The following is a 24,533-nucleotide window of genomic DNA, read 5'->3' as shown; positions in this document are numbered from 1 at the left end:
ACCGTATTTACGCTGATCTCAAGTTTACAAGAAATTTATCAATTTCTGTGCTCAGAACATTTGATTGTAGCGAAAGCTCTCCAGTCGCAGATAAAACTTCCTGTGCGTTCGTTTCTGTTTGTGACGCACCGTTTTTAACTTCGGAAATACTGTTCGAAACTTCCTGTGTTCCTTGTGATGCTTGTTGAATGTTAAGTGAAATTTCCTGAGTAGCTGCTTCTTGTTCTTGCACAACACTGGCTATCTGTTTGGTGATATCGTTCACTTTATTAATGGTCGTGCTGATATTTCCGATAGCTTCAGCCGTGTTCCCGGCAACGTTCTGCATTTCTGCTATCTGTTCAGAAATTTCCTGCGTTGCTTTGGCGGTTTGATTTGCAAGGTTTTTAACTTCACTGGCAACAACGGCAAAGCCTTTACCAGCCTCACCTGCGCGTGCGGCTTCGATAGTTGCGTTCAGGGCAAGAAGGTTAGTTTGTTCTGCAATGTCGTTGATGAGGCTGACGACAGAACCAATACGATCAGCCATCTCCGCCATACCTTGGACCGTAGAGTTGGCGCTTTCCCCTTCGGTGACAGCTTGTTCTGTAATCGTTGATGATTCGTTTATCTGGCGCGTAATTTCCTGTACAGAATAGGAAAGCTCTTCTGTTGCTGAGGCAACTGTTTGCACATTCTGTGATGCTTGATCTGAAGCAGAAGCGACTGCGAGTGCTTGCGAATCAGTTGATTTAGCGATTGTACTCAGGGCTTCAGCAGATGAATTCATTTCTGTGGCTGCGGCTGCAACGGACTGAATGACATGTCCGACAGTATCTTCAAGATTTTGCGCCATATCGAGCCGTGCTTGTTCTTCTGCTTTTTCTGCCCGTTCTCTTTGTGCTGTTGCTTCTATTTGAAGCTCTTCGTTTTCAGCAAGCTTTTCCCGAAAGATGTTGAGGGCTTTAGCGACTTTACCGATTTCATCGTTACTGACAATCTCTACAGGCGTTTTAGTGTCGCCAGCCAGCAAGTTTTCGATGGCGGCAACAACCTTTCCCAGGGGGGAGGTTATATTTTTTCGGACAAGAACATAGGAAATTAATGAAGCAAGTATTAGAACGACAATTGTTAGAATGATAAGAATACGCAGGGCAAATATTTCATGCTGTTCTGCTGTTAAAGCAGCCAAGGCAGTAAACTGCTCAACTTCGAAGAGTAGTTCTTCAAGTTCATGTACTAACTGCTCAGCTTCCTTTTCAAAGTTTTCTTCAAGAACAATGGCTTTTTTGTTCTCACCTGCCTCTAACAGCTTGAATATTTCATTTGCATGCTTGTCGTAGTCATGGTGTTCCTGCTCTATCTTTTTCAATACATCAAGAACATGTTTAAACTCTTTACGTTCAACTTCACCATGTGCATTGGCTAGGGCCATTGCAGCAATTTCTTCGCCTTTGATGATCTCTGCATCGACGAGTATGGTTAATTCTTGGAAGTGTTTTTTAGCTTTATCGTAAAGCTTTCCAAGATGAGGATCATCTTTGCGATGCTCACCATATTTTGACGCACGCTCATAGCTGACAGTCTGTTCTAACTGGTGGGTCGTGATTTTTGTTAGTATGTTGGTTAGTGGAATATCCCGTTCAGCTATACCTTCTAACTCTGTACCGATCTGTTGCATCTGATAGATTGAAAATCCAGAAACGCCGATCAAGGACATGAGGCAGAGCGCGATGACGCCCAATATCTTTGCACTTACACTCAACTTGGGTCTGTTTATATTTTTCACTACATAAAACTCCGTCGTGGGCTACATACTTCAAGTGGCTGCAATTTAGGTATATTTTCTTTAATTACATGCTATAGTATGTAGTCGTTAAACTAATTTTATTAACAGACTACTAAATTTGTAGCGTTCTTAAGTGATAATGTGTTTTTTTATGTATACATTATCTGGTGTTTTGCTCACCGTCTTATACCCAAAATCATTAAAGAATAGGTAAATTTTTATCTAATAAATAGAATTAATATCTTGGTAATTATGATTCGTTATGGTTCTGAGCAAAATAATAATGTCCCAGGTAGTAGTTCTATGAAATGGTCATCCCTTAAAACCATGCCTAAAATTCTAATTGGCGTGGCTATTCCTCTCGTTTTACTTGTTGTTATTAGCTTGGTTAGTTTTACCTCGATTGGTAATATTTCGACAGCTACAAGAAATGTTGAGTCGGCACACGAAACACTGGAAGAAATGACAGATGTTATTGCCTCCGCTGTAGATATGCAGACATCAATGCGGGGATACCTGTTGGCCGGGCAGGACAGCTTTCTGCTCCCTTATGAACAGGGGCAAGAGGAAACCTATGCGAAGATAGCCAGATTAAAAGACCATATTGGGGAGAATCCTGAACAGCTGGCTCTGTTAAATGAAGCCGAAGCAACTCTGAAAGAATGGCAGAATGTTGTTACGGGGCCGTCGATTGACCTGCGCCGACAAATAGGTGATGCCGAAACCATGAACGATATGGCGCGTCTGGTGGCAGAAAATAAGGGCAAGGTTTATTTTGAAAAGGTACAAAGCCAAATTGAAGGCCTTATCAAGCAGGTTGTCACACAGCGGGCAGAGCGGCAGAAGAAAATTGATGCTGTTTTGATGTTCACGAAACTCGATGCTGAATCCGTTGGCAAGATGCTGAAAGAAGTGAATGAAACCAATGGCGTTATCATTCAGGCAAATGCGGTTTTCAAAGCGGCTGTGGACATGGAAACCGGGATGCGGGGCTATCTTCTTGCCGGGCAGGAAGATTTTCTGAAGCCATATACAGACGGTAGTGTTGAGCTGTTCAAGATTACCGAAAATCTGAAGGCTGCTCTTAAGGATAATAAGGATCAGGTTGAACTGCTCAAACAACTAGAGGCCACAGTTCAAGAGTGGCAAGTGAAAGTTGTCGAGCCTCTGATTACACTTCGAAGAAAAATTGGTTCTGCCAAAACCATGGACGACATGGCTGATCGGGTTGGTGAAGCAAAAGGCGAAGAATATTTTACCGCTTTTCGTTCATCAATGGCTGACTTTGCAACAAATGAACTGGCTCAACTGGAGAGCCTTAAGGCCGAAACAGACGATACTGTTACCGCGACAAATACCGTGATTATTTCGGCAACTGTTGTTGCGATACTTCTTGGTGGGGGACTGGGCATACTTGTTGGGCGTGGTATTGCACAGCCTATTAAGCAAATGACTGGTGTGATGGGACGCCTTGCTGGTGGCGAGAAGGATGTTGATATTCCCGGATTAGATCGCGGTGATGAGGTCGGAGAAATGGCAACAGCCGTGCAAGTCTTTAAAGATAATATTATCAAGTCAGAAGAATTGGCGAAAGAACAGGCTGAGGTACAACAGCTGCGAGAAGAAAGAACCAATAAAATTTCATCGTTGACCAAAGACTTTGATAGCGGCGTTTCCGTTCTTTTGGAATCTGTGGGTACAGCGGTTTCAGAAATGGAAGGTACAGCGAGTTCCATGTCTGATATTGCGCAACAAACGAAAGATCGTGCAACCGTGGTATCTGGTGCGGCGCAGGAAGCATCGGTTAATGTACAGTCGGTTGCCAGTGCCACCGAAGAGCTATCCTATTCAATTAAAGAGATTAGTCAGCAGGTTAACCAGTCTTCTGAAATTACCAGCAAGGCGGTTGCAGAAGCTGGTAAAACAGATCAACAGATTCAAGGTCTTGCAAGTACGGCTGATCAAATTGGTGACGTCGTGAGCCTTATTTCAGATATTGCCGAACAGACCAACCTTTTGGCGCTTAACGCTACGATTGAAGCTGCGCGGGCTGGTGAAGCGGGTAAGGGTTTTGCTGTTGTCGCAAGTGAAGTTAAAAACCTTGCCAATCAAACGGCAAAAGCAACAGAACAGATATCATCACAAATTGATGCTGTTCAATCCGATACCAAGAGTGCGGTCACTGCAATTCAGTCCATTACCTCTACTATTAATGAAATAAACCAGATTGCTTCTGCTATTGCTTCTGCTGTTGAAGAGCAGGGCGCGGCGACATCTGAGATTTCAAGAAATATTGAGTTGGCAGCAAACGGTGCGGGTGAAGTTACAAACAATATTGAATCAGTCAGTCTTGCTGCAAATGATGCGGGTGCTGCATCAGAACAGGTTTCTGTCGCTACGCGTGAGTTGAATAGCAAAGCAGATAACTTGCGTGGCGAGGTTGAGAGTTTCCTGAGTGCAATCCGAGCGGTGTAGAGGACTTTGCCATAATGTGCAAAAGGAGGGCTTTGGCTCTCCTTTTTTGTATCCGTGGTGACTACTGGTAGTGTGTGGCGAGAAGAATGTTTGTCTCTGTTTCCATCACATCTTCATGAGTTCTGATGTCCGCTAGGGCACTATCCAGATTTTCTAATGATTGAGTATGGACATCTACAAGAATATCGTATGGGCCGCTAATCGTGTGAACGGCAACTATCTCGGTTCGTCCCGCGAGATAAGCCATAATCCGTTTGTTAGATTTTGACCGCATTTTAATTCTGGCCTGTGCTCTGATAGGTGCCTGGGCGTCAGCGTTAGAGGTTTTAATCGTGAAGCCTTGAATAACCTTCTTTTCGACAAGCCGGTCTATACGATTTTGAACTGTCGCGCGGGAAATGCCAAGCTTGTGTGCGAGCGATACAACAGGTTGGCGGGCATCCTGTCGCAAAAGAGCAATGAGTTCCTGATCAGTGTTATCTATCATTTGTACATAATGATCTATTGTTTGAGCATTTTGAAAGATATTAATCAGTTTGTACGCAAATATATATCTATTTGTTTGCATGATACCACGTAATACTTCTCATCGAACCAGAAACCCAGATGTGGAAAACACCTTCTTAGAGGAGGTATTCTTAATCTGTTATATAAGTGAGTGAAGTTATGAAAGTTACCGTTTGCCAGTTTGATAATCGCGCAGAAAAAGTTGAAGACAGCTTTTTAAGCCTGGCGGAACATGTGCAAAAAAATAATTCCGAGTTTGTTCTCGTTCCTGAAATGTCTTTTTCGCCATGGTTAGCGGCTTCCAACAAGCCGACAGCAGAAGCATGGTTCGAAGCCGTAGAAGCACACCAAAAAATGATTGCGCGTTTGGATGAACTTGGGGCAAAGGCAGTGATGGGAACGCGCCCTGCTTTTGATAAGGGGCGCAGAAGAAATCGTGCTTATCTCTGGCAAGAAAATCAGGATCTCGTCGAGTTTCACGATAAATGGAACTTGCCAGACGAAGAAGATTACTGGGAAGCGACCTGGTATGACCGTGGGGATAAGATCTTTTCAACAGCACGTTATAATGACGTCCGCATTGGAGTTACGATCTGTACTGAAATGTGGTTCTTTGAGCATGCAAGAACCTATGCAAAGCAAAAAGCGCATCTGTTGTGTGTTCCACGGGCCACGCCGCATGGCTCGACGGAAAAGTGGCTTGCTGGCGGGCGTGCAGCGGCTGTTGTTTCAGGGGCTTATTGCCTGTCTTCTAACCTTTATAACCCAAAAGGAGAGGGGGATAATCTTGGAGGGCTGGGCTGGATTATTGATCCCGAAGGTAATGTGCTGGCGACAGCAACACCTGAAAATCCTTTTGTGACTGCAGATGTTGACATAGATTTTGCTGAAAGATCAAAGAAAACTTATCCCCGATACGTAGCGGATTAGGGGGAGTTGCTTTTGTGAGCCAGTATAGCAAGATTTAAAAGTGCTCAAAAGTAAAGAGGCACCAATCCGGTGCCTCTTGTCATGTTCTTCTCTAATAAAAAATAAATTGCCTAGGCAACACTTTTTGCCATGTCTTCAGCCATATTCTCGTAAGTTTTGAGCTGTTCAGTTGTATGCTTGATATCAAGGTCAAGCCAATTATCAAACTGGCCTGCTGTGGTGGAATAACCTTGCTTTAATTCCAGAAGACGATTGAGTTGTCTTTCGTAGATATCGACCAGCAAATTTACCTGCATTATCTTTGTTGTCTGATCTGCAAGGCGAAGCAATCGCATTTTTATAGCGATGATGAGCTTGCTCATGTCGGTAACTGGTGCGCGAAGGTTTGAGCCCATGAGATATACGAACTCTTCTTTTCCTGCATCTGTAAGTGAGAGTGTTTCGCCCTCGGAAGTTTTAACAAGGCCTTCAACCTTCAAGACTTCAAGCGGCGTACCAATCAGATCAAGTGACGGACCAACAACAAGGCTGGTGAACCCGCGCACGGTTTGGGCCAACATGGCATAGCTCATGGGTTCTTCCATCAGCAGGCCAAGTGCGAGAAGACGCGTTGCTTCTGCTGGGACCAATGTATTATCGCGGTACATAGAGTTCTCTCTCCTAGGTAGAAGACGTCACTGATTAAGATAACAAACTACAGCTAAAATATCCCGTAGTTTTTTATCTGTCCAGATAAATGAGAACTATTCGCAATTAAGGCAATTGTTAGGCAGCTATTTTTAACTGCAATTCCTGCCAGATTTCCTTCAGCGCCTTTACCAGATAATCAATATCTTCATCACTGTGGACGGGTGACGGTGTTAGCCGTAAACGTTCTGTACCCTTTGGTACCGTCGGGTAGTTGATTGGCTGAACATAGATGCCATAGCGAGACATGAGTGTGTCGGTTATCTGTCGACATGTCTTGGGATCGCCAACCATCACAGGAACAATGTGTGTTTCCGAATCGAGAACTGGCAGGCCGGCTTTCTTTAGGCGTTTGCGGGTTTCCTGTGCGCGATCCTGATGACGGCTTCTCTCAAAAGCACTTTCTTTCAAATGACGGATAGATGTCAGTGCACCCGCTGCGACAGCAGGAGGGAGAGACGTTGTAAAGATAAAGCCTGAAGCGTAACTACGGATAAAGTCAACAAGACTAGCAGATCCGGTTATGTAGCCGCCAACAACACCAACGGCCTTGCCGAGAGTGCCTTCAATAATATCCAGACGATGAGTTAGGTTTTCTCTATCGGTAATGCCGCCACCACGCGGTCCGTAAAGGCCAACAGCGTGTACTTCATCCAGATAAGTCAGGGCGTTATATTTATCTGCCAGATCACAGAAGGCTTCGATAGGGGCAACATCACCGTCCATTGAATAGACGGATTCAAAAGCAATAATCTTGGGGCGAGCGGGATCAATTTCTTTGAGCTTGGCTTCCAGGTCTTCTGGGTTGTTGTGCTCAAAGATAACTCTGTCTGCTTTACTGTGGCGAATACCTTCAATCATGGAGGCATGGTTCATGGAATCAGAAAGAACCACACAGTCTGGCAGTTTTGAGGCCAGGGTGCTTAAAGCTGCCCAATTGGATACATAGCCAGATGTAAAGAGCAGCGCGGCTTCTTTTTGATGCCAGTCGGCCAGCTCTCTTTCAAGTAGGACATGGTAGTGATTATTACCCGAAATGTTGCGTGTACCGCCTGCACCTGCGCCACATTTATCCAATGCTTCATGCATTGCAGCAATCACTTTAGGGTTTTGTCCCATCCCCAAATAATCATTGGAACACCATACGGTAACCGGACGGGTACCGTCCGTGCCGTAGTGGGTTGCGTTGGGAAACTTACCGGCCTTACGCTCCAAGTCAGCAAAAACACGATAGCGACCTTCTTCTCTCAGGTCCTCTATCGCCGTACTGAAATACTCTTCGTAGTTCATATTGCTCTTCTCGCCTAACGTGAGCCGTTTAATCCGGCTTGTTTTTCTTGTTTACAGGCTATCCTGAAACAAGCTTATCAGCTGTTGAATTAATGAATAGTTTAACTTAATTCAACAACAATTCGCACTCTAATGCGCCGTTATTATAACACCAACGCGACTGAACGACGCACAAAGTTTTACTTTCTCTATACACAACAGTGTTATCGAAGTTTGAAGGGGTCGTAATTGATCGATGTCAATTTTGTTCATGTGGCGCAAATTTATGGCCTTTGCAGGCCGCAATAGAAGCGTTTGTCCCGAACAAAAAAGATGACGTTATGGACGGGCTTACCAAAGCTCGGGTTTGTTCAAAGCATCAACACAGGTTGGTGAGCCAGGGATTGTCTTGAAATTTTGCTTTGTTAGCGATTGCGCCAGCCAGCCTTCCGGGTAACTGAGCTTCAGTGGTGCTTGGGCGAATTCTTCTGAAATTTGCTGAAAGCCAACCTTGGAATAGAAGTTAATATCACCATAAGTTACCACGATATCTACACCTTTTTTGCGTAACTCTTCCAATCCGTAGATAATCAATTTTTGGCCGATACCATTTTTTTGCCTGTCAGGTTTTACCGCCATAGGGGACAAGATAAAAACTGTGCGGTCATCTTGTTTGTATTTCAAAGATGAAAAGAAAACGCTGCCAACCAAATAATCATTATCATGTGCAGAAAAGCAAAACAGGTCTCTTTCTGGTGTTGTCTTCATCAAATCCTGAACAAAGTTATCAATGACGCGCCCTTCATCGGCACCTTCGGAAACGGTAAAAGTTGTTGAGAAAAGATCATAAAGATCAGCTTCTTGACCTTGGTAACCAGAAGCATAATTCATGCACGCTCTCTCCATCAAAAAAGCTGTTTTAATCGTGTTACGGTTTGGTCAAAGATCGCTGATTAACCCAAATTTTCGTTCAATGGTCTTTACGCCACAGAGCAATAACTGGCTTCTGTGGCGTAAGAGATTTGAAGAATAATCAGATCATTTGTTCTGCTTTTACCCAATCCAGGGTTTTATCCAAAGCTCTCCTGAAACGGTCAATTATTTGGTCAATTTCATGCATTGTGATGATCAGCGGGGGACAGAAGGCAATTGAATCCCCCATGTTTCTGATAATCAGCCCTTCTTCAATTGCGCGTTCGTTCAGATAGGTTCCCACTTTTCCTACGGGATCAAAGCTTGCTTTTGTCGCTTTGTTTTGAACGAGTTCAACTGCGGCGATCAAACCGACACCTCTTACTTCGCCAACAAGAGGGTGGTCTTTAAATTGGGCTAGTCCCTTTTGCAGGTGCGCCCCGACACTGGCGGCTTGACCAAAGAGATCACGCTCTTCGTATATTTTCAATGTTTCCAGTGCAACGGCGGCACAAACAGGATGTCCTGAATAGGTGTAACCGTGTCCAAGTACGCCAATCTTGGCAGAGTTATCTGCGATACCTTGATAAAGCTTGTCCGTAATCATGACGGCAGAGATAGGTAGATAAGAAGAACTCAAGGCTTTAGCAACGGAGATAATATCTGGTTTCATGCCAAAGGTTTCGCAGCCAAAAGCATTTCCCGTACGGCCAAATCCACAAATGACCTCATCAGCAATTAACAGGATGTCGTATTTTTTTAGAACAGCCTGAATCTTTTCCCAATAACCGTTTGGCGGAACAATGACACCGCCGGCCCCCATAACGGGCTCGCCAATAAAGGCAGCAATGGTCTCTGGGCCTTCTTCAAGGATCATCTTTTCCAGATCATCTGCCATACGGGTTGAGAAGTTTTCTTCACTTTCACCGTCCTGTCCAAAGCGCCAATAGTGGGGGCAGGACGTGTGAAGTATATTGGCGATCGGCAGATCAAAATCAGTGTGGTTTGCAGGAAGACCTGTCATGCTGGCACTGGCAACAGTCACACCGTGATAGCCTTTGATGCGACTGATGATCTTTTTCTTCTCTGGGCGACCGATAGCATTGTTGTAATACCAGACCAACTTGACCACTGTGTCATTGGCTTCTGATCCGGAGTTGGCAAAGAAAACCTTCGACATGGGAACAGGTGCCATGGAAAGAAGTTTTTCTGATAATTCAATCGGAGGGATTGGGGTTTTATGGGTAAAGCTATGATAATAAGGCAGCTCTTTCATCTGTTTGTTGGCAGCCTCGATCAAGCGTTCTTCCCCAAATCCCAATGATGTTGACCAAAGTCCCGCCATTGCCTCTATGTAAGATTTTCCCTGATCATCGAATACATTTACACCTTGCCCATGAGTAATGACCAATGGCCCTTTTTCTTCGTGAGCACGAGCATTGGTATAGGGATGAAGGCAATAGGCAACATCGCGACCTGCGGTAGAGTTGGGGGCAATGGTGCTCGGTGTATTACTCATCTTGGAATCCTGTTCAAAGGTGTTTGTTTTCTTAATATTATTACACCCGAGACAAGTGCAGACATCAAGTTGAGAAATCACAGGATCTTACTTTTATTTTGGAGAGGTCTTCCCTTCTTTAAATAAAATATTCCCGAGCATTCATTTTTTCAAAAGAAGTATCCGACCTTATAACTCTGGTAACACTTTTTGTATTAAGTTTAAGGTAGATCTGCGGTTGAAATTTATTCAGGATTCGAAAGTTTTAGGCATTGGTGATTTCAAAAACCATGGACGAAGGCTATGAACGCTTAAGAATAGAGTTTGTTGATCAATGCCAAGTGGTAACAGATGAACTCGAAAATCTGTTGAATCACGTCTATGATGGTAACCAGGATGTTCCAAGCGCCATAGAGCTTATTCGGCGCGAAATGCATAACCTCAAGGGGCAGGGGAGCGTTTTTGGATATCCCGTTATCTCAATGATTGCGCATCGTCTTGAAGATTATCTGGCGAAAGAAAAAACGCTGGATATTGATAAAATTAATGACGTGAATATCTACCTTGATCATATCAGGGGGATCGTTTTTCGCGATAAACTACTAACTGAAGCTGAAACCAATGAACTTCTGCGATCTCTTCCACAATCTGGGTTTGCTGGGCATAGTCAGCTTGAGAAGAAAGCAATCGTTGAAGATGTAGAGATCATGGCTGTAACGTCCAGTAAGCTGCATCGCCATCGACTGGAAAGTGCTTTGAGCAAGCCGGGGTGGCGATTGATCTCTTTTGGGAGAACACTGGATCTTCTGGAAAATGCTTTAGCAAGTCCGCCAAATGGCGTGATCGTTTCCGGTGAATTGCCACTCGTTTCCGGTATTGAGTTGGCGCGGGTTTTCCAAGCTTTGGATAAACTTAAACATGTGCCTGTTGCAATCTTAACCAGTCGTCCTAAAACTCACAATCATTTTAGAGATCTTGCTAATAGCGTGGAGTTTATCTCTACAGGGAAAGGCTTTGTGCAGGACGTGCAGCATATTATTGATGTTTTCTCACCTCAATCATCTGTCTCTGTTCCTGAAGTTTCTCCTCCGAAGACAGTTGTTTCCAGGTCGGAACGCCTTGAAATTCTCTTTGCCGAAGATAATCGTATTAATCAAATTCTTGTGCAGCGTTTTCTGGATGAGCATCCCTTTAATGTGACTTTGGTTGAAAATGGTGTTGATGCCGTCAAGGCCTGCCAGGAAAAGGCTTTTGATATTATTCTTATGGATGTCATGATGCCTAAAATGGGTGGAGTTGAGGCAACGGAAACTATTCGTAAACTCGATAAGCCATGGGCTCAAAACATGCCGATCATTGCCTTAACCGCTGACTACTCTGCAGAGCACCAAAGAAATTATAAAAAAGCGGGTATGGATGAGTGTATTGGTAAGCCGATCACACCGGAAGCTTTATTACAGGCAATCAATAACCTGACAAACTAATATATTAGGCCAGATGAGATTGTAGGGGTTAAGTTCAAGATATCCTTAAGTAAGGCGTTCAGGAAAGAACACAGAAACTTTATGCGATGTGAATGAATAATTTGGTAAGTTAAGTAGTAGAGTAACAACGTAGAATTTTGTGCGTGGCCTCCTTTTTAAAAAGGTGATTTGATGATTAGTACCGTTTCAGATGTTTTCCATTCATCGCTACGAAAGTTGAAATTGTTACCTGTTGGCTTTGTCGTTGCTGCAGGTGTCTTATCTTCTTTTTGGACTGCTGCGGTGGCCGCAACAGCCCCCCAACGTGTACAAATCGAAGGTGAAATTATTGATACCTGGTGCTATGTCACCGAAATCATGGGGGATGCGCAGGGAACGGCACATCATCTCTGTGCGGTCTGGTGTGCGATTGGTGGCATTCCTGTCAGTATTCTGGGCGATGATGGGCAGGTATATATGGTTTTGCGTGTTGAGAGCGAAGATACAAATGTTGCCAACCCTACCATTGTCAATATTCAAACACATAAAGTGGTGGTTGATGGAGACCTCTATGAACGTGATGGTGTGAAGTATCTTTTTGTTGATCAGGTTGCTGATGACAAAGGTGTGGTGAACCTGAACCACGAAGATTATGGCATCATTCCTTTCGGAGAATAGAGACATGAAAGCCCTTTCAAAATTACTCGTAACATCAGTTTTTTCCCTTTCTGTTGCTCTTGGAACCGCCCATGCCGCGAATGAATGGGGCATAGAGCATGAAGAAGCCAAAGAACTTGATGGTAAAGTTGTTGATCTGGCTTGCGAGTTATCCGGAAATTGCCCGTCTAATTGTGGTGATGGCAAAAGGCAGCTTGGTCTTCTTCTGCCAGACGGGACGCTTTATCCCGTTGTTAAAGGCGGAACAAACTTTGCCGGTGGAACCGATGATTTGATTGGTCAGTGCGGTAAGATGGTGCATGTGGATGGTCTTTTGATCAAAGATCCTCTGATGACCATCTATTTTGTCCAGCGTGTCAGATCCGAAGAAACAGGCGAGTGGTCGAAAGCCAACCAATGGGGCAAAAATTGGAAAGCAGCCAATCCGGGCAAAAAGCTTGGGCGCTGGTTTCGTGAAGATCCTCGCGTTGCAAAGATTGTTGAGAAAAGCGGCAAGCTTGGCATTCCCGGTTTGGTTTATGTGGAAGAGTGATTGATGAAACGTAGTTCTATATCGGGATATTCCTGTTGGAAATATTCTGTTGTGTCAGCTTTTTCAGTATTGGTTATGACTACAGGTTTTACCTTTGCTGCTGAAACCAGTGTGACCCACGAAAGTCATTCAACAACACAAGAAAAGCCAACATCACATGATAAGAAAGTCCTCAAAGGGCCTGCAGCCTTGGATGCTTTGTTTGGCGGTCCTTTTGAGCTTGAAGATCACACGGGCAAAACGAGACGCGATAGTGATTGGGACGGTCAGTTTAAGTTAATCTTCTTTGGCTATACAAACTGTCCGGCGATATGCCCGACAACTTTAGGCGATATTACGGATGCCCTAGATCTATTGGGGGAGTCTGCCAAGGATATTCAGCCAATCTTTATTACGGTTGATCCTGAAAGAGATACACAGGAAGTTCTCGCTGATTATGTTACAGCGTTTCACCCAAATTTGGTTGGTTTGACTGGTACAGAAGAAAAGATCAGTCAGGTCGCCAAAAGCTATCGGGTACAGCGTCACAAGATTTTGTTGTCTGAAGAAGATCATTCTAATCACGGGACCAATCATGGATCTGGGCATGATACTGAGATTAATTATGACGCTGTGCACAGTACGCTCACATACCTGATGGATCGGGACGGTAAGTTCCTGACGCTCTTCCCTTACGATACCAAGGGGGATGTTATGGCTGAACGTCTTAGAGGGTATCTTCCGGGAAGCTCTTAACGTGCGGATATTCTCTTAATGTCGGGATATTCTGGAAGTGGTTGAAGTGAAAATGAAAAGCTGATCTAAGGTTAGGGGTATTCTTTTCCCCTGTCGCACGATTCAGGCTTTCTCTATGCTAGTTGTTTTCGAGAGTATTTTTCCGATCTTCGCAATTATTCTGCTTGGATTTGGCCTGCGCAAAAGTAACTTTGTTCCCAAGGAACACTGGCGGGTTCTCGAAGAACTGTGTTTTTGGATATTCTTCCCGTGTATTCTGGCAACAACGCTGATCAAGGCTGATCTTTCTGCGATTGAGTTAGGCCCTTATGTCTTTACAGCACTTGCCATGATGGTAAGTCTTGGCCTTTTTACGCTTGCTCTTTGGCCGATACTTCAAAGATTATGGGGAACTAGGCGAGGGCAATTTTCCACGGTCTATCAGACGGCAACCCGCTGGCATGGTTTTATTGCGTTGGCAATTGTTCTGAAGCTTTACGGACAAGAAGGCGGTGCCTTGATTGCGCTGGCAATGGCGATCATGGTGCCATTTCTACAGATTACGAATATTTTTATTCTGGCTACCTTTTCAGATTCAGATGGTCAGTCCGGACCGTCACTTTCAAAAATTACAAAAACAATCGTCATTAATCCTATTCTATGGGGGGTCTTGACTGGTCTTGTTCTTAACCTGCTTGATGTAACGGTTTGGGAGCCCGCGATGACAATGGCGGACCTTCTGGGGCGTGCTGCTTTGAGCATGTCGCTATTGGCTTTGGGGGCCGGGTTAAGTCTAAAGGCCGCTCTCAAGCCCTCAAGAGAGTTACTGGTGGGATTGATTGGCAAGCTGTTTATCACGCCGGTTGTTATGGCTGGTTGGGCTTTGTGGTTCGGAATCTCTGGCCTGTCGTTCTCCGTCCTTATGGTCTGCGCATCCGTACCAACAGCAATGAACGGTTATTTGTTGGCCAAGAAAATGGGGGGTGATGCGGATCTCTACGCGGCGACGTCAACGGTACAGACTGTCGTATCCTTCTTTAGTATTCCTCTGGTTTTATGGTTGGCTAAAACCTACGCCAGCGGACTTTGATCTTTAATCATTTTATGTTTTAGACGCTTTAGATCTGACCGAACAATCAATCTGTGAGCAATAGCGACTGGTAACATATACAGACGCCCAAACAGGTTATGGGTTTTAACTGATGATGTAATGGTTAGTTCGGTTTTATCCGTTGTTATGCAGGTCATCACATCGAGATGTTTGTCTCTTGCGGTTAACGTCAAAACACTTAGCGAGATGTGCTCGACCAGAAAGAAGTCGAGTTGGTCACCGACTTGTAAGTTATCCGGCCATTGACCTGAAAAACCTTTGATTGGTTTGACGCCAAAACAGGACGATATTCTGTCACGAATTTGAAAGGCAAGTTTCATTATCGGGAGAGGATTTGAGACAATCATCCGCCATGCATCTGACACCGTAATTTCCTCGGGCAGAACGACAGATTGTGCATCATAAAAATTGAGCTGCTCTCGTGGGGCCAGCAGTTGAATATTTGAGTTCTCGGAAAGAAAAACGTGATTTGTTATCAAAAGATTAGCTGTAGGTATGAGAGTTGAAATCTATATCTATGCCTGCCGTTCAAAATTTCAATGATCTTTTGTCTCTGAAATCAATGTCTGCTCTGGATAGATTTAGCTATTCCCATTAGTTAAATGTAGTGTTGAAAGTATTGTGCTTTATAAATGCGGTGCGATGTTGTGTTGAAACCACTGTTCCGTTGGCTTATCTGCAGGGAAAAAGGTCTCCATTCGAATATCCTCTATCGTGGCATCGTTTGACAGGCCGACGGTGGTAATCATTGAAAATAATGTGATGTCGTTCTCCTCAAGTTTAAATTGCATGGTCAGCAGGGGCGGTGGATCTTCTTTGGTCTTTAGATCCAAAGCGGCATTGACATCAGGAAGGTTCTTTAGTTCCTGAAGAAGTTCGAAAGCTTCGTGGTCATTTGGGCGGCGAGCTACTTCCAGTTCAAACAAGCGCATCAGGCTTTGTATTTTTTCCTTCCAGTTATTCAGACTGTCGCGCACCTTTCCCGGTTTTAGAAGGGCCCTTAGCATATTGGGGTCGCCATCATGGCCAAGCATCTGAAAGAAAACACCTGCTGCAGAGTTTGCTTTTTGCAGGTTCCATATCCGGTCAACGGCAACAGCCGGGTAGGGGTTATGGCTTGCCAGAATATGATCGATAGATGAATTGACAGCGGTACGTGTTGCCTCTGACCAGTTTCGGTTGTTTGTACGTGGGGCAAAGCCAGCCGTTAGCATCAGAATATCGATTTCGGATGCGGGTAAATTCATTGCTTGCCCAAGCTGTTGGATCGAATAGCGGCTTGGTTTTGACCTTCCGGTTTCCAGAAAACTTACATGCCTTTGTGACAGACCTGCTTCTAACGCCAGATCAAGTTGACTGAACCGGCTTTTCTTGCGCCAGTTTTTTAATAGCTCGGGAAAAGCTTGTGAGGTATGGGGGGCTTGGTAACTCATGATGGCATTATTTCGGGATAATAACCTAAAGTCTATTACTTCTGAGGTAATTGAATCCTGTTTTCAGATCATGAATGGTTGGCAGAAATAAATTTAGGAGAAGATAAATGCCAAACTATTTATGGGCCCGTATCTTTTTGGGACTTAATGCTGGTTTTTCTATTTTAACTGGATTGGTTCTGATTTTCTTTCCAGGCCTTATCGCCGAGACAATGTTGACAAAAGAAGTGTCCTGGATCACCGAAGTTTTTATCGGACTGGGTGTTTTGCTGTTGGGTTTTGCCATTAGTCTGATTGTTTTGATTCGGGACCGATATTTGTCCAAACCAAAAATCATGTCTATTTCTGCTGCCGATGTTGGGTGGGTAGTGAGCAGCTGTGTTGTCGTACTACTGTTCAACGATTTTCTCGCGCTTAAAGGTGTGGCTATTATTGTTGGGGTGAATATTTTTGTCTCCATTTTTGCCCTAGGCCAATTTATGGGGGCACGGGTAACTGCACTTGCCTAAGTTGTTACTAGCTCTTTTGAGATGTCAGCTTGAACAGGGCGTTCGAGGTATGTACTTAAAACAACGTAACTTTTTGTGCTTCGAACGCCGGGTAGCTGATATAGTTTCGCTAAGAAACCTTCTAAAGCCTGACTGTTTTCAAGCCGAACTTTTAGAAGCATACAGGAATCGCCCGTTATAGAATGCATTTCTTCTAATTCGGGGAGGTTGCCGAGAGCCATTAGTTCTTCTGTTTTGCCCCATCCTTCTGTATCCAGATGCACAAATGCTAGCAGAGGTTTTCCTACTGCTGACCCATCCAATAAGGCCGCTGTTTGCTTTATGCGTCCAGAAGAACGGAGACGCTTCACTCTTTCATGAACAGCTGGGGCTGATAAACCGACTTTTGTGCTTAAATCAGCGTAACTGGTATCGGCATCTTTTGTTAATTCGCTTAATATTTTTCGGTCAATTACATCGAGAGCACGAGTAGGTTGGGTAGAATTCTGAATTTTATCTGTTTTTTCTTCATTCTGCATTTTGACCTCTTAACAATAAATTATTCTGCAATTATTGTTCATAGCAGATTATTTATCAAGGATTTGGAATTATGCTTACTCTTCCAATTTTACTCCTTATGCTGTCTGTGGCGATTGTGGGGGCAAATTCCCTGGTCTTGAGCCCAATTGCGGGATCGGTGGCACAATCATATGACGGAGCAACAGCTTCAGAGGTGATGATAGCCTCTGCTGTTTATGGTGTTTTTACCGCAATTTCAGCGCTTTTTCTTGCGCCATTAGTTGATCGGTTTGGTGGCAAGTTGATGTTGATGCTGTCCTTGTTGCTGCTTTCTGTAGCATTGGGTGTATCGGCAATGGCGCCGACCCTTACCATTTTGTGTTTTGCCCAAGGGCTTTCTGGTGTTGCAGCCGGAATGGCGCTTCCTGCTGCTTATGGCCTGGCAACACTGGTGGCTCCTAAGGGAAAAGAAAGTGAAACTCTTGGTGTGATCCTGACTGGATGGACACTCAGTTTGATTGTGGGGGTGAGTATTTCAGCTGTCATTGCCCAGTATGTACATTGGCGTGGTGTCTATACGTTTATGGCTGTTCTGGCAGCTTTGGTTACCTTGAGCATTTTTGCAACAAAAGCTTGGGGAAACCCTGCCGTCAAAGGATTGCCGACCTCTCCTTTGACGGCACTTAGGGTTCCCGGTATCGGCCGGGGATTATTAGTTTGCGCTTCTTACATGGTCGCCTTTTATGGTCTTTATACATATCTTGGTGGACACCTACAGGAAGCCTTGGGGCGATCAACTGCAGCATCAGGACTTACAACTCTCTTTTATGGTATCGGTTTTGGTGGCGCCGTTTTGTTTGATAGGTTTATTGATCGCTATGGAGCAGATCGTATTGCTCTTTATGTCTTTACAGGTTTGGCTTTGACTTATTTATCCCTAGCCTTCGTTTCATACTCTTTTTATGCTCTTGTGTTCCTGTGTCTTGTTTGGGGAGGGGTTAACCACCTTGGGTTAAACCTTGTCGTCGGGCGTTTGGTTGCCTTGGATAAAACACAACAGGGCGCAATTCTTGGAATGAACTCATCTGTGACATATCTTTGTGTTTTTATCGGAGCTGTTTCTTTCAAACCTGTTTTTGACAGTGTTGGCTTTTCAATTTGTGCTTTGCTCTCAGCTCTTTGTATTGTTCCTGCCATTATTGATGGTGCTCTTAACAGGCGCGAAGCCATGGCGACAGAGGAAAAGCCGACTTAAAACCTATATATAGGGCACTATAATTCAACAGGATGTCCGTGTGGTGTGCGAAGGTATGCTTGTCGCCATTCTTCTTTGCGAGCGATCATTTCTTCTGACTTTATCGCTTGTTTTTGCGTGACAATTTTCTCTAGTACATTGAGCCAATGATTGTAATAGGTATTACCTAGATCGGGGTCACCATTTGCTTGTGCAAGTTTGATTTCCTGACTGAATATATCTACCCATTCTGACCAAGTGAAGTGGCCTTCGTCACAAAGGCGGACAGCTAGGGCAAAGGCCTGTGCTTGCCAAGGTTCGGCAAAAACAGGCCCATCTTCGTCTGTTGGAATTTGCGGAAGATTGCTACAAAAGTGTTGGGTTGTATTACTCATGCTGGTTCCATGTAACTTTGCCAGAGATCAACGTGTATGGTTGTATCGTTGCCCTTACCCCACAATTGGTTGCCGTCAAAAGATACATTATAGAGGTGCTGGCCTATTTTGTTATCTTGCACATTTTCATCTGGAAAAATAAAGCTGCCGTAGTAGTTGGTAATCATACCTTCATGTCCACGAATATATCTTGGTACGCGCGTATGACCTGTGGGGTTGAATTGTACGACTTTGATTTTATCGCCGATCTGAAATTCTTGAAGATCATCAGTTGCCATATCGCATGGCCCCCCGGATGAAAGGATACTCTGAACCGCTGAAGCGGGGGCGCATTTCTCTTTAAGCTCTACGGGTGTTGGCTTAAGTGCTTTTCCTTGTGCCAGTTCTTCAGGTGAGATAACACCGCGTTCCACCAGTAGTGTTTCCAGACCAGTTAGCCAGTTCTCATAATAACTGTTTGAAAGATAAGCCACGGGGTGTTGGCGTTCACGGGCAAAGCGGGAAATGTCGATGTTCCACTGACCAAGCCAACCCGCCGTTAAGGTTAAGCCAAGGGCACGTTTCTCCCATTCTTCATGGAAAATAGGTTCTTCCCGTTCTGGTTCCGGATTGATTGGTCCTAATCCATGCATCCCACCCAGATCGTGTGCGCCGTTCATAAAGTTTCTCCTGTCATGAATATTTCTGGTTTTTGCATGTTTATGATCAGAACTTTTCGTTTGCTTCTATAGCTTGCAGTTTTTCGGGAGTTAACGCTTGTTCGACACCTATCATAGAATTACGTGATACTAATTTTTCAAGCTCTTCTGCTGTCCAGCCATCCGTGCCTTCCGGGCGCTGGGGAAGAACAAGAAAACGCATTTCTGACGTTGAATCCCAGACGGAAATTTTCATACCTTTGGGAAGTGTTGTTCCAAATTCGGCCAGAACGCCTTTGGGGTCAGATACAGCTCGTGCGCGATAGGGGGCAGACTTATACCAAACAGGTGGCAAGCCAAGAACTGTCCAAGGATAACAAGAACAAAGAGTACATACGACGAGGTTATGCTGAGTGGCTGTGTTTTCAACCACTTTCATATGTTCTCCCTGACGACCTGTATAACCCATTGAATGAATGGCTTTGTTCGCATCCGAGAGTAACAGGGATTTAAAGTCTGGGTCTGTCCAGGCACGAACAACAACTTTGGCACCATTTCTTGGCCCGACTTTGGTCTCATAAGTCTCAATAATCTCATCTATTGCAGCTGGATTAACCAACCCTTTTTCCACAAGAAGGGATTCAAGGGCTTTGACTCTGAGTGCGGGATCAGAAGGTGGATCGGTATGGTCGTGTGAGTGATCGTGCCCCATAGTACATCCTGTTTAACTGTGTTTTATGGTATTGGTTTTTTGTTTTCGGGATAAAGCTGGTGAAAGTATGCGGAGAAAATTTTCACAAATACAACAACTGTGGTAAATAACTATTATTAATTTGATTTATAATGTGAAGTTTAAATCATGGACCTGAATCTCTTCAAAGTCTTTGATGCATTGATCGAAGAGGAAAATGCGTCACGCGCAGCAGTGAAGCTTGGCATAAGTCAATCGGCGGTAAGTGCTGCTTTGGGGCGGTTGCGTGGTGTTTATAATGATCCACTATTTGTTCGCGTCCAAGGTGGATTGACACCAACATCGCGGGCAATAGAAATTAAACCTCATGTACAGGATGTTTTAAACTCGGTCTCTAAAAGTCTGGAATTGTCTCAAGCTGATAAAGCGATTGGCTTTATTAAACTGGGGATGTCAGATGATATTGAAATTGCCTATGGGGCTATAATTATCAAAGCATTGAGAGAAGAGTTTCCTGAAATACGCCCCATTATAAAACAGTCTTTCAGCGATGTGACGGCGACTTTGCTGTTGGATAAATCGTTTGATATTGCCATCGGTTCTGGCGGACTTTCAAATTCACGTCTTCAGCGCCAATCCGTTGGGCAGTCATGTTATTTGACAATAAGTGAAACTCCGGCAGCAAACGGCAGTAGTTTCACCAGAGAGGAGTTTTTGGAACGCGAGCATCTCTTGATCTCTTCTGGAGGTCTGGTGGGGGCCGTTGATGAAGCTTTAAAGGTAACTGGAGGACGACGTAAAATTGCCGCTTCAACAACACATTTCGCAACGACAGATCTTTTACTGGCTGGCACGGACTATGTTGCGACTATTCCTGCACATGCGGCCCGGGTTTTGGTGCAGAGGTCCCGCTTATTTCTTTCTGACTGTCCTGTCCCTTTGAAGCCATATCCGATTGAACTGGCTGTGAGCAAAACATCTTTGCGCGATGCTAATCTAGTCAGGATCTCTGATTTTATTTCAGATCTTTTACGGCATTTATTAAAGGCCGATACTCATTTGTCATAGAGCATTGGCCTTAGATTTATTGAGGTATTTATTATACCCTAATCCATACCAATCCAGCCCTGCTGAGAATTGATATTTTTGCTATTGGGCAATTTGTGGGTCAATTCATTTTAGAGCTTATTTCGATGATCAAGTTACGTAACCAAATATGGGCCGGATCATTGTGTCGTCTCTCACTCCAGATTATTGATGGGCTAAAACTCTCTATTTCTAGCGGTAATTCAAGTACTTCTACTGGCATTGACATTGCAATTCGATAGGCGAGACGACGTGGAAGAGATAAAATCATATCGCTTTCGGTAACTAACATCGGGGCGGCAAGAAAGTGAGGGAGCCGTACTGCTATTCTCCGACTCAGATTTAGCTGCTCTAGAGCTTCATCCACGACATTTTTACCATGGCCTGTAATTATTACTGATATATGTGATAAAGCGATGAAGTATTCCAAATTCCAGTGCTTGGCAAGTACAGGATGATCACGTCGAACAAGGCAAACAAAATCTTCATTGTATAGTGATCGCTGATGGAAACGAGCGGGTAATTTATCATAAACTCCAATTGCTAAATCTACCTCTCCTTTCGTAACCAATTTTACATTATCACCTGAGGGTGCGGAAATTTCTAAATTAAGCTTTGGTGCAGACTGTACCAACTTTGACAGTAATTTTGGCATTAGTAACAATGTCATATGGTCAGTAGTCGCAATGGAGATATGGCCAGAAGCCTCACTAGGCAAAAAAGTTGATGGGGCAACGATTTGTTTCGCTTCCTCTAGTAATTTTGCTACAGGCTCTGATAAGAACGCGGCCCGTGGCGTCAACTCTAAACCCTGAGCTGTGGGAATAACCAGCTTATCTCCCAGCATACGTCGAAGACGCCCCAAGCCACGACTTGCAGCTGGTTGACTGAGGCCAAGTTTTTGACCTGCTCGCGTGACACTGCGCTCTTTTATTAAAGCGTCAAATAACTTGAGAAGATTAAGGTCAACATGAGAGAAATTCACTTCGCGCATTTTTGGTATTCATTCTATGCATTAGGGTAATAGGGGTATTATCTATATGTTTTTTAAAACGAAATCTATTACGATTATATCATATTGAGAGAAAATCATGATTAAAACTGAATTATATGCGGTGACTGGCGTTACCGGGCGTACCGGAGCTGCCGTTGCTCGCACTTTATTAGCTGCGGGTAAACGTGTGCGAGTGATAGTACGCACCCCAGCCAATGGTGCTGTTTGGGCCAATCAGGGCGCTGAGGTCGCTGTCGCAAACCTTACAGATATATCAACATTAAGTAACGCACTGTCGGGTGTTGAGGGGGCCTACATTATTAGCCCACCACAATATTCACAGGATGATCTTTTTAAACAAGCTGAGATTATGGCTGATACTATTGCCAAAGCATCAATTAAAGCACAGTTACCAAAACTGGTTGCCTTATCCTCTATTGGAGCTGACAGATCAAAAGGTGTCGGGTTGATAAGCATGAACAGAACACTAGAGCAAAGCTTAAAACAAACAGGATTACCCGTCACGTTTCTTCGCGCAGCCTATTTTATGGAGAATTGGATCCCTATGATTGAATCGGCATTAAAACAGGGGAGTTTGTCCAGTTTCCTCGCACCATTGAACAGAAAAATTCCTATGATCGCAACTGATGACATAGGCCGTATTGCTGCCGAAGCTTTAAGTGAGCATTGGGACAAAGTACGAGTAATTGAACTGGAAGGTCCGAGGCCATACTCTCCCAATGATTTATCAAATAGCTTAACTCAAAGCTTGGGGAAAGCTGTGGATGTAAAAGCTATTGCTGAATCAGACTGGGCCAAGGCGCTATTGGGTTCAGGAATGTCTGCAGCAGCTATAGATGGTTTTATTACAATGACTCAAGCTCTTAATTCGGGCCACATTGATTTTTCCGAGAGCACTAAAGTTGATCGCCGGAAAGGCAGTATTACTCTTGAGGAGATCGTGACTCAAATATTCTCATAAGCTTGTTTCATTGATTTGAAACCCAGAATGCGCTTGATCAATGGTTTCAGCTTTTTATGCTCAGGCACAATTGTATAATTTTTGGCACATAATTTCAGATCTTTTGGGGCATTTATCAAAGGCCGATGTTCATTTGTCATAGAGCATCGGCCTTAGATTTGTTGAGGTATTTATTATGCCCCAATCCAGACCAAGCCAGCTCCGCTGAGAGCCGAGATCAGTAAAACCCGGGTGAGGCTCCAATGAAGCTTGAGGATTAGTAGGCCACAAACTGACGAGAGTAAAATAACCCGCCAGTCCAGTGAACTTAAATCAGGCATCCAGACAGTGAAGGGACCGTATGGTTCGGCTTCTACTTTGGAGAAGAAAACATGTAAGCCAAACCAGATAGACAGGTTTAAGATTACGCCAACGACTGCGGCTGCAATGCCACTCAAGGCACTACGTAATCTTGGTTGATTCCCGATCCAGTCGATGTAAGGGGCACCGACAAAGATCCAGAGGAAACAGGGGGCAAAGGTCACCCACAGTGTCACCAGGGCGCCGAGGAGGCCAAGGCCTAACCCGCCTTCACGGAAAGCGGCTATGAACCCGACAAACTCTGTCACCAAAATCAAGGGGCCGGGGGTGGTTTCAGCTAGCCCCAGTCCATCCATCATTTCTCCTGCTGTTAACCAGCCAAAATGAATGACGACGTCCTGTGACATATAGGCAAGAACAGCATAAGCGCCACCGAATGTAACCACTGCGAGTTTGGAAAAGAAGATTCCGATATCATTGAGGATTGACTGTGGCGCGAAGACGTCTAGCAGGACAAGCGGGATCGCCCATATGGCAAGCCACAGCGTAATGGTGGCAAAAGTTTGCTTAAGATTACGGGTACGCTTCTTGATTTCTTCAGTGGCGGTGGTATCAGCATTGTTACGCAATAAACCAAACAAGGCTGCAACGATGATGATTGCGGGGAAGGGAAGATTTAAAAAGAAAATACCGATAAACGCCAGTCCTGCAATAATCCAGTGTTCTGGTAAATGCAGGACTTTTTTGGCGACGCGATGAAGGGCCTCGATAACAATAATCAAGACACAGGCTTTCACGCCAAGGAATAAAGCGTTTACAAGCGGAACATCTCCAAAAAGGGCATAGATCGTGGCAAAGGCCAGCACGACCAGCGCACCGGGGATAACAAAAAGTAATCCTGCCAATAAGCCCCCAAGAAAGCCGTGCAAGCGCCACCCTGTATAGGTGGCAAGCTGCATGGCTTCTGGTCCGGGCAGCAGCATGCAAAAGCTGAGGGCATTGAGATATTGGCGTTCGCTTAACCAACTCCGTTCTTCGACAATCATGCGATGCATTAACGCAATTTGAGCTGTTGGACCGCCGAATGACAGCAGCCCAATTTTAAGCCAGACATGAAATAGTTCCCCCATTGATGGATGAGCAGAGGTCGCTGGTACAGCCTCATGAGAGGGGAGCTCGGGTGATGTACTGCTATTTTTTGACATATTATTTTCTATTGAAGACATGGC

Annotated in this window: 25 protein-coding genes; 11 read left to right on the top strand and 14 right to left on the bottom strand. The window is 44.5% G+C overall.

Features of this window, described 5'->3' with window-relative positions:
* Positions 1 to 7 precede the first annotated feature (7 nt).
* Positions 8 to 1,768 (bottom strand): methyl-accepting chemotaxis protein, encoded by a 1,761-nt coding sequence (locus BKB51_RS04770; protein WP_085899921.1) that lies wholly within the window; start codon positions 1,766 to 1,768, stop codon positions 8 to 10.
* A 303-nt stretch (positions 1,769 to 2,071) separates the two neighbouring features.
* Here BKB51_RS04770 and BKB51_RS04765 point away from each other — a divergent pair, with 303 nt between their 5' ends.
* Positions 2,072 to 4,243: a CHASE3 domain-containing protein gene (locus BKB51_RS04765; protein WP_158090149.1), complete on the top strand. Its 2,172-nt coding sequence runs from the start codon at positions 2,072 to 2,074 to the stop codon at positions 4,241 to 4,243.
* A gap of 61 nt (positions 4,244 to 4,304) precedes the next feature.
* On the opposite strand, the gene BKB51_RS04760 is transcribed toward BKB51_RS04765, so the two are convergent.
* On the bottom strand, positions 4,305 to 4,730 hold the full coding sequence (locus BKB51_RS04760) for an Lrp/AsnC family transcriptional regulator (protein ID WP_085905253.1): 426 nt from the start codon (positions 4,728 to 4,730) through the stop codon (positions 4,305 to 4,307).
* 179 nt (positions 4,731 to 4,909) lie between these two features.
* Between BKB51_RS04760 and BKB51_RS04755 the strand changes: the two genes are divergently transcribed.
* Positions 4,910 to 5,680, top strand: coding sequence for a carbon-nitrogen hydrolase family protein (locus BKB51_RS04755; RefSeq protein WP_085899918.1), 771 nt, complete (start codon positions 4,910 to 4,912; stop codon positions 5,678 to 5,680).
* 110 nt (positions 5,681 to 5,790) lie between these two features.
* Here BKB51_RS04755 and BKB51_RS04750 read toward each other — a convergent pair whose 3' ends face one another.
* The 4 genes from BKB51_RS04750 to BKB51_RS04735 all read right to left on the bottom strand — a co-directional run bounded on the left by BKB51_RS04750 (position 5,791) and on the right by BKB51_RS04735 (position 10,067).
* Positions 5,791 to 6,327 (bottom strand): hypothetical protein, encoded by a 537-nt coding sequence (locus tag BKB51_RS04750; RefSeq protein WP_085899917.1) that lies wholly within the window; start codon positions 6,325 to 6,327, stop codon positions 5,791 to 5,793.
* 118 nt (positions 6,328 to 6,445) lie between these two features.
* Positions 6,446 to 7,657 carry a 5-aminolevulinate synthase gene (hemA, locus tag BKB51_RS04745; RefSeq protein WP_085899916.1) on the bottom strand — a complete coding sequence of 404 codons (1,212 nt, stop codon included), beginning with the start codon at positions 7,655 to 7,657 and terminating at the stop codon, positions 6,446 to 6,448.
* A gap of 330 nt (positions 7,658 to 7,987) precedes the next feature.
* The gene (locus tag BKB51_RS04740) at positions 7,988 to 8,527 is read right to left on the bottom strand and encodes a GNAT family N-acetyltransferase (protein ID WP_085899915.1); all 540 of its coding nucleotides are present in this window, start codon (positions 8,525 to 8,527) and stop codon (positions 7,988 to 7,990) included.
* A 142-nt stretch (positions 8,528 to 8,669) separates the two neighbouring features.
* Positions 8,670 to 10,067, bottom strand: a complete 1,398-nt coding sequence (locus tag BKB51_RS04735; protein ID WP_085899914.1) for an aspartate aminotransferase family protein — start codon at positions 10,065 to 10,067, stop codon at positions 8,670 to 8,672.
* A 254-nt stretch (positions 10,068 to 10,321) separates the two neighbouring features.
* Here BKB51_RS04735 and BKB51_RS04730 point away from each other — a divergent pair, with 254 nt between their 5' ends.
* The 5 genes from BKB51_RS04730 (at position 10,322) to BKB51_RS04710 (ending at position 14,523) form a co-directional block, all read left to right on the top strand.
* Positions 10,322 to 11,530 (top strand): response regulator, encoded by a 1,209-nt coding sequence (locus BKB51_RS04730; RefSeq protein ID WP_143445817.1) that lies wholly within the window; start codon positions 10,322 to 10,324, stop codon positions 11,528 to 11,530.
* A 171-nt stretch (positions 11,531 to 11,701) separates the two neighbouring features.
* The gene (locus BKB51_RS04725) at positions 11,702 to 12,187 is read left to right on the top strand and encodes a hypothetical protein (protein WP_198946631.1); all 486 of its coding nucleotides are present in this window, start codon (positions 11,702 to 11,704) and stop codon (positions 12,185 to 12,187) included.
* A 4-nt stretch (positions 12,188 to 12,191) separates the two neighbouring features.
* Positions 12,192 to 12,719 carry a hypothetical protein gene (locus BKB51_RS04720; protein ID WP_085899912.1) on the top strand — a complete coding sequence of 176 codons (528 nt, stop codon included), beginning with the start codon at positions 12,192 to 12,194 and terminating at the stop codon, positions 12,717 to 12,719.
* 3 nt (positions 12,720 to 12,722) lie between these two features.
* Positions 12,723 to 13,454 (top strand): SCO family protein, encoded by a 732-nt coding sequence (locus tag BKB51_RS04715; protein ID WP_085899911.1) that lies wholly within the window; start codon positions 12,723 to 12,725, stop codon positions 13,452 to 13,454.
* Between the two features lie 115 nt (positions 13,455 to 13,569).
* Positions 13,570 to 14,523, top strand: a complete 954-nt coding sequence (locus BKB51_RS04710) for an AEC family transporter (RefSeq protein ID WP_085899910.1) — start codon at positions 13,570 to 13,572, stop codon at positions 14,521 to 14,523.
* Here the strand turns inward: BKB51_RS04710 and BKB51_RS04705 are convergent.
* Positions 14,505 to 15,023 carry a DUF2867 domain-containing protein gene (locus tag BKB51_RS04705; protein WP_198946630.1) on the bottom strand — a complete coding sequence of 173 codons (519 nt, stop codon included), beginning with the start codon at positions 15,021 to 15,023 and terminating at the stop codon, positions 14,505 to 14,507. The genes BKB51_RS04710 and BKB51_RS04705 overlap by 19 nt on opposite strands.
* Before the next feature lie 147 nt (positions 15,024 to 15,170).
* Positions 15,171 to 15,977 carry a helix-turn-helix domain-containing protein gene (locus tag BKB51_RS04700; RefSeq protein WP_085899909.1) on the bottom strand — a complete coding sequence of 269 codons (807 nt, stop codon included), beginning with the start codon at positions 15,975 to 15,977 and terminating at the stop codon, positions 15,171 to 15,173.
* A 107-nt stretch (positions 15,978 to 16,084) separates the two neighbouring features.
* On the opposite strand from BKB51_RS04700, the gene BKB51_RS04695 reads away from it, so the two are divergent.
* The gene (locus BKB51_RS04695) at positions 16,085 to 16,486 is read left to right on the top strand and encodes a hypothetical protein (protein ID WP_085899908.1); all 402 of its coding nucleotides are present in this window, start codon (positions 16,085 to 16,087) and stop codon (positions 16,484 to 16,486) included.
* On the opposite strand, the gene BKB51_RS04690 is transcribed toward BKB51_RS04695, so the two are convergent.
* A complete protein-coding gene (locus tag BKB51_RS04690) occupies positions 16,483 to 17,004 on the bottom strand; it encodes an Lrp/AsnC family transcriptional regulator (RefSeq protein WP_085899907.1) in 522 nt (173 codons plus the stop codon). The two genes, BKB51_RS04695 and BKB51_RS04690, sit on opposite strands and share 4 nt — an antisense overlap.
* A 71-nt stretch (positions 17,005 to 17,075) precedes the next feature.
* On the opposite strand from BKB51_RS04690, the gene BKB51_RS04685 reads away from it, so the two are divergent.
* Positions 17,076 to 18,239 (top strand): MFS transporter, encoded by a 1,164-nt coding sequence (locus tag BKB51_RS04685; protein ID WP_085899906.1) that lies wholly within the window; start codon positions 17,076 to 17,078, stop codon positions 18,237 to 18,239.
* A 17-nt stretch (positions 18,240 to 18,256) separates the two neighbouring features.
* Here BKB51_RS04685 and BKB51_RS04680 read toward each other — a convergent pair whose 3' ends face one another.
* From BKB51_RS04680 to nthA, 3 genes are read right to left on the bottom strand one after another with little or no spacing between them, the layout of a single operon-like run.
* The gene (locus BKB51_RS04680) at positions 18,257 to 18,613 is read right to left on the bottom strand and encodes a nitrile hydratase accessory protein (RefSeq protein ID WP_085899905.1); all 357 of its coding nucleotides are present in this window, start codon (positions 18,611 to 18,613) and stop codon (positions 18,257 to 18,259) included.
* Positions 18,610 to 19,272 (bottom strand): nitrile hydratase subunit beta, encoded by a 663-nt coding sequence (gene nthB, locus BKB51_RS04675; RefSeq protein WP_085899904.1) that lies wholly within the window; start codon positions 19,270 to 19,272, stop codon positions 18,610 to 18,612. Before nthB ends, BKB51_RS04680 begins: the two co-directional genes overlap by 4 nt.
* A gap of 46 nt (positions 19,273 to 19,318) precedes the next feature.
* Entirely contained in the window at positions 19,319 to 19,963 is a 645-nt protein-coding gene (gene nthA, locus BKB51_RS04670) for a nitrile hydratase subunit alpha (RefSeq protein WP_085899903.1), read from the bottom strand.
* A 147-nt stretch (positions 19,964 to 20,110) separates the two neighbouring features.
* On the opposite strand from nthA, the gene BKB51_RS04665 reads away from it, so the two are divergent.
* Entirely contained in the window at positions 20,111 to 21,010 is a 900-nt protein-coding gene (locus BKB51_RS04665; protein WP_085899902.1) for a LysR family transcriptional regulator, read from the top strand.
* 100 nt (positions 21,011 to 21,110) lie between these two features.
* On the opposite strand, the gene BKB51_RS04660 is transcribed toward BKB51_RS04665, so the two are convergent.
* Complete coding sequence (locus BKB51_RS04660; RefSeq protein WP_085899901.1) at positions 21,111 to 22,022, bottom strand: LysR family transcriptional regulator; 912 nt, start codon at positions 22,020 to 22,022, stop codon at positions 21,111 to 21,113.
* A gap of 97 nt (positions 22,023 to 22,119) precedes the next feature.
* Here BKB51_RS04660 and BKB51_RS04655 point away from each other — a divergent pair, with 97 nt between their 5' ends.
* Complete coding sequence (locus BKB51_RS04655; protein ID WP_085899900.1) at positions 22,120 to 23,004, top strand: NmrA family NAD(P)-binding protein; 885 nt, start codon at positions 22,120 to 22,122, stop codon at positions 23,002 to 23,004.
* Positions 23,005 to 23,177: 173 nt separating this feature from the next.
* Here BKB51_RS04655 and chrA read toward each other — a convergent pair whose 3' ends face one another.
* The gene (gene chrA, locus BKB51_RS04650; RefSeq protein ID WP_218043948.1) at positions 23,178 to 24,530 is read right to left on the bottom strand and encodes a chromate efflux transporter; all 1,353 of its coding nucleotides are present in this window, start codon (positions 24,528 to 24,530) and stop codon (positions 23,178 to 23,180) included.
* Positions 24,531 to 24,533 lie beyond the last annotated feature (3 nt).

Origin of the sequence: Kiloniella majae (genome assembly GCF_002118315.1) — a bacterium.
Lineage (GTDB): Bacteria > Pseudomonadota > Alphaproteobacteria > Kiloniellales > Kiloniellaceae > Kiloniella > Kiloniella majae.
This window is presented reverse-complemented; position numbering and strand designations above follow the sequence as displayed.

What these genes read in the sequence shown, in the direction of transcription:
- BKB51_RS04660 (WP_085899901.1), bottom strand. Translation starts at nt 22,022, where the DNA reads ATGCGCGAAGTGAATTTCTCTCATGTTGACCTTAATCTTCTCAAGTTA.
- nthB (WP_085899904.1), bottom strand. Translation starts at nt 19,272, where the DNA reads ATGAACGGCGCACACGATCTGGGTGGGATGCATGGATTAGGACCAATC.
- BKB51_RS04750 (WP_085899917.1), bottom strand. Translation starts at nt 6,327, where the DNA reads ATGTACCGCGATAATACATTGGTCCCAGCAGAAGCAACGCGTCTTCTC.
- BKB51_RS04710 (WP_085899910.1), top strand. Translation starts at nt 13,570, where the DNA reads ATGCTAGTTGTTTTCGAGAGTATTTTTCCGATCTTCGCAATTATTCTG.
- BKB51_RS04720 (WP_085899912.1), top strand. Translation starts at nt 12,192, where the DNA reads ATGAAAGCCCTTTCAAAATTACTCGTAACATCAGTTTTTTCCCTTTCT.
- nthA (WP_085899903.1), bottom strand. Translation starts at nt 19,963, where the DNA reads ATGGGGCACGATCACTCACACGACCATACCGATCCACCTTCTGATCCC.
- BKB51_RS04715 (WP_085899911.1), top strand. Translation starts at nt 12,723, where the DNA reads ATGAAACGTAGTTCTATATCGGGATATTCCTGTTGGAAATATTCTGTT.
- chrA (WP_218043948.1), bottom strand. Translation starts at nt 24,530, where the DNA reads ATGTCTTCAATAGAAAATAATATGTCAAAAAATAGCAGTACATCACCC.
- hemA (WP_085899916.1), bottom strand. Translation starts at nt 7,657, where the DNA reads ATGAACTACGAAGAGTATTTCAGTACGGCGATAGAGGACCTGAGAGAA.
- BKB51_RS04725 (WP_198946631.1), top strand. Translation starts at nt 11,702, where the DNA reads ATGATTAGTACCGTTTCAGATGTTTTCCATTCATCGCTACGAAAGTTG.
- BKB51_RS04735 (WP_085899914.1), bottom strand. Translation starts at nt 10,067, where the DNA reads ATGAGTAATACACCGAGCACCATTGCCCCCAACTCTACCGCAGGTCGC.
- BKB51_RS04740 (WP_085899915.1), bottom strand. Translation starts at nt 8,527, where the DNA reads ATGAATTATGCTTCTGGTTACCAAGGTCAAGAAGCTGATCTTTATGAT.
- BKB51_RS04695 (WP_085899908.1), top strand. Translation starts at nt 16,085, where the DNA reads ATGCCAAACTATTTATGGGCCCGTATCTTTTTGGGACTTAATGCTGGT.
- BKB51_RS04765 (WP_158090149.1), top strand. Translation starts at nt 2,072, where the DNA reads ATGAAATGGTCATCCCTTAAAACCATGCCTAAAATTCTAATTGGCGTG.
- BKB51_RS04760 (WP_085905253.1), bottom strand. Translation starts at nt 4,730, where the DNA reads ATGATAGATAACACTGATCAGGAACTCATTGCTCTTTTGCGACAGGAT.
- BKB51_RS04665 (WP_085899902.1), top strand. Translation starts at nt 20,111, where the DNA reads ATGGACCTGAATCTCTTCAAAGTCTTTGATGCATTGATCGAAGAGGAA.
- BKB51_RS04685 (WP_085899906.1), top strand. Translation starts at nt 17,076, where the DNA reads ATGCTTACTCTTCCAATTTTACTCCTTATGCTGTCTGTGGCGATTGTG.
- BKB51_RS04755 (WP_085899918.1), top strand. Translation starts at nt 4,910, where the DNA reads ATGAAAGTTACCGTTTGCCAGTTTGATAATCGCGCAGAAAAAGTTGAA.
- BKB51_RS04700 (WP_085899909.1), bottom strand. Translation starts at nt 15,977, where the DNA reads ATGAGTTACCAAGCCCCCCATACCTCACAAGCTTTTCCCGAGCTATTA.
- BKB51_RS04655 (WP_085899900.1), top strand. Translation starts at nt 22,120, where the DNA reads ATGATTAAAACTGAATTATATGCGGTGACTGGCGTTACCGGGCGTACC.
- BKB51_RS04690 (WP_085899907.1), bottom strand. Translation starts at nt 17,004, where the DNA reads ATGCAGAATGAAGAAAAAACAGATAAAATTCAGAATTCTACCCAACCT.
- BKB51_RS04680 (WP_085899905.1), bottom strand. Translation starts at nt 18,613, where the DNA reads ATGAGTAATACAACCCAACACTTTTGTAGCAATCTTCCGCAAATTCCA.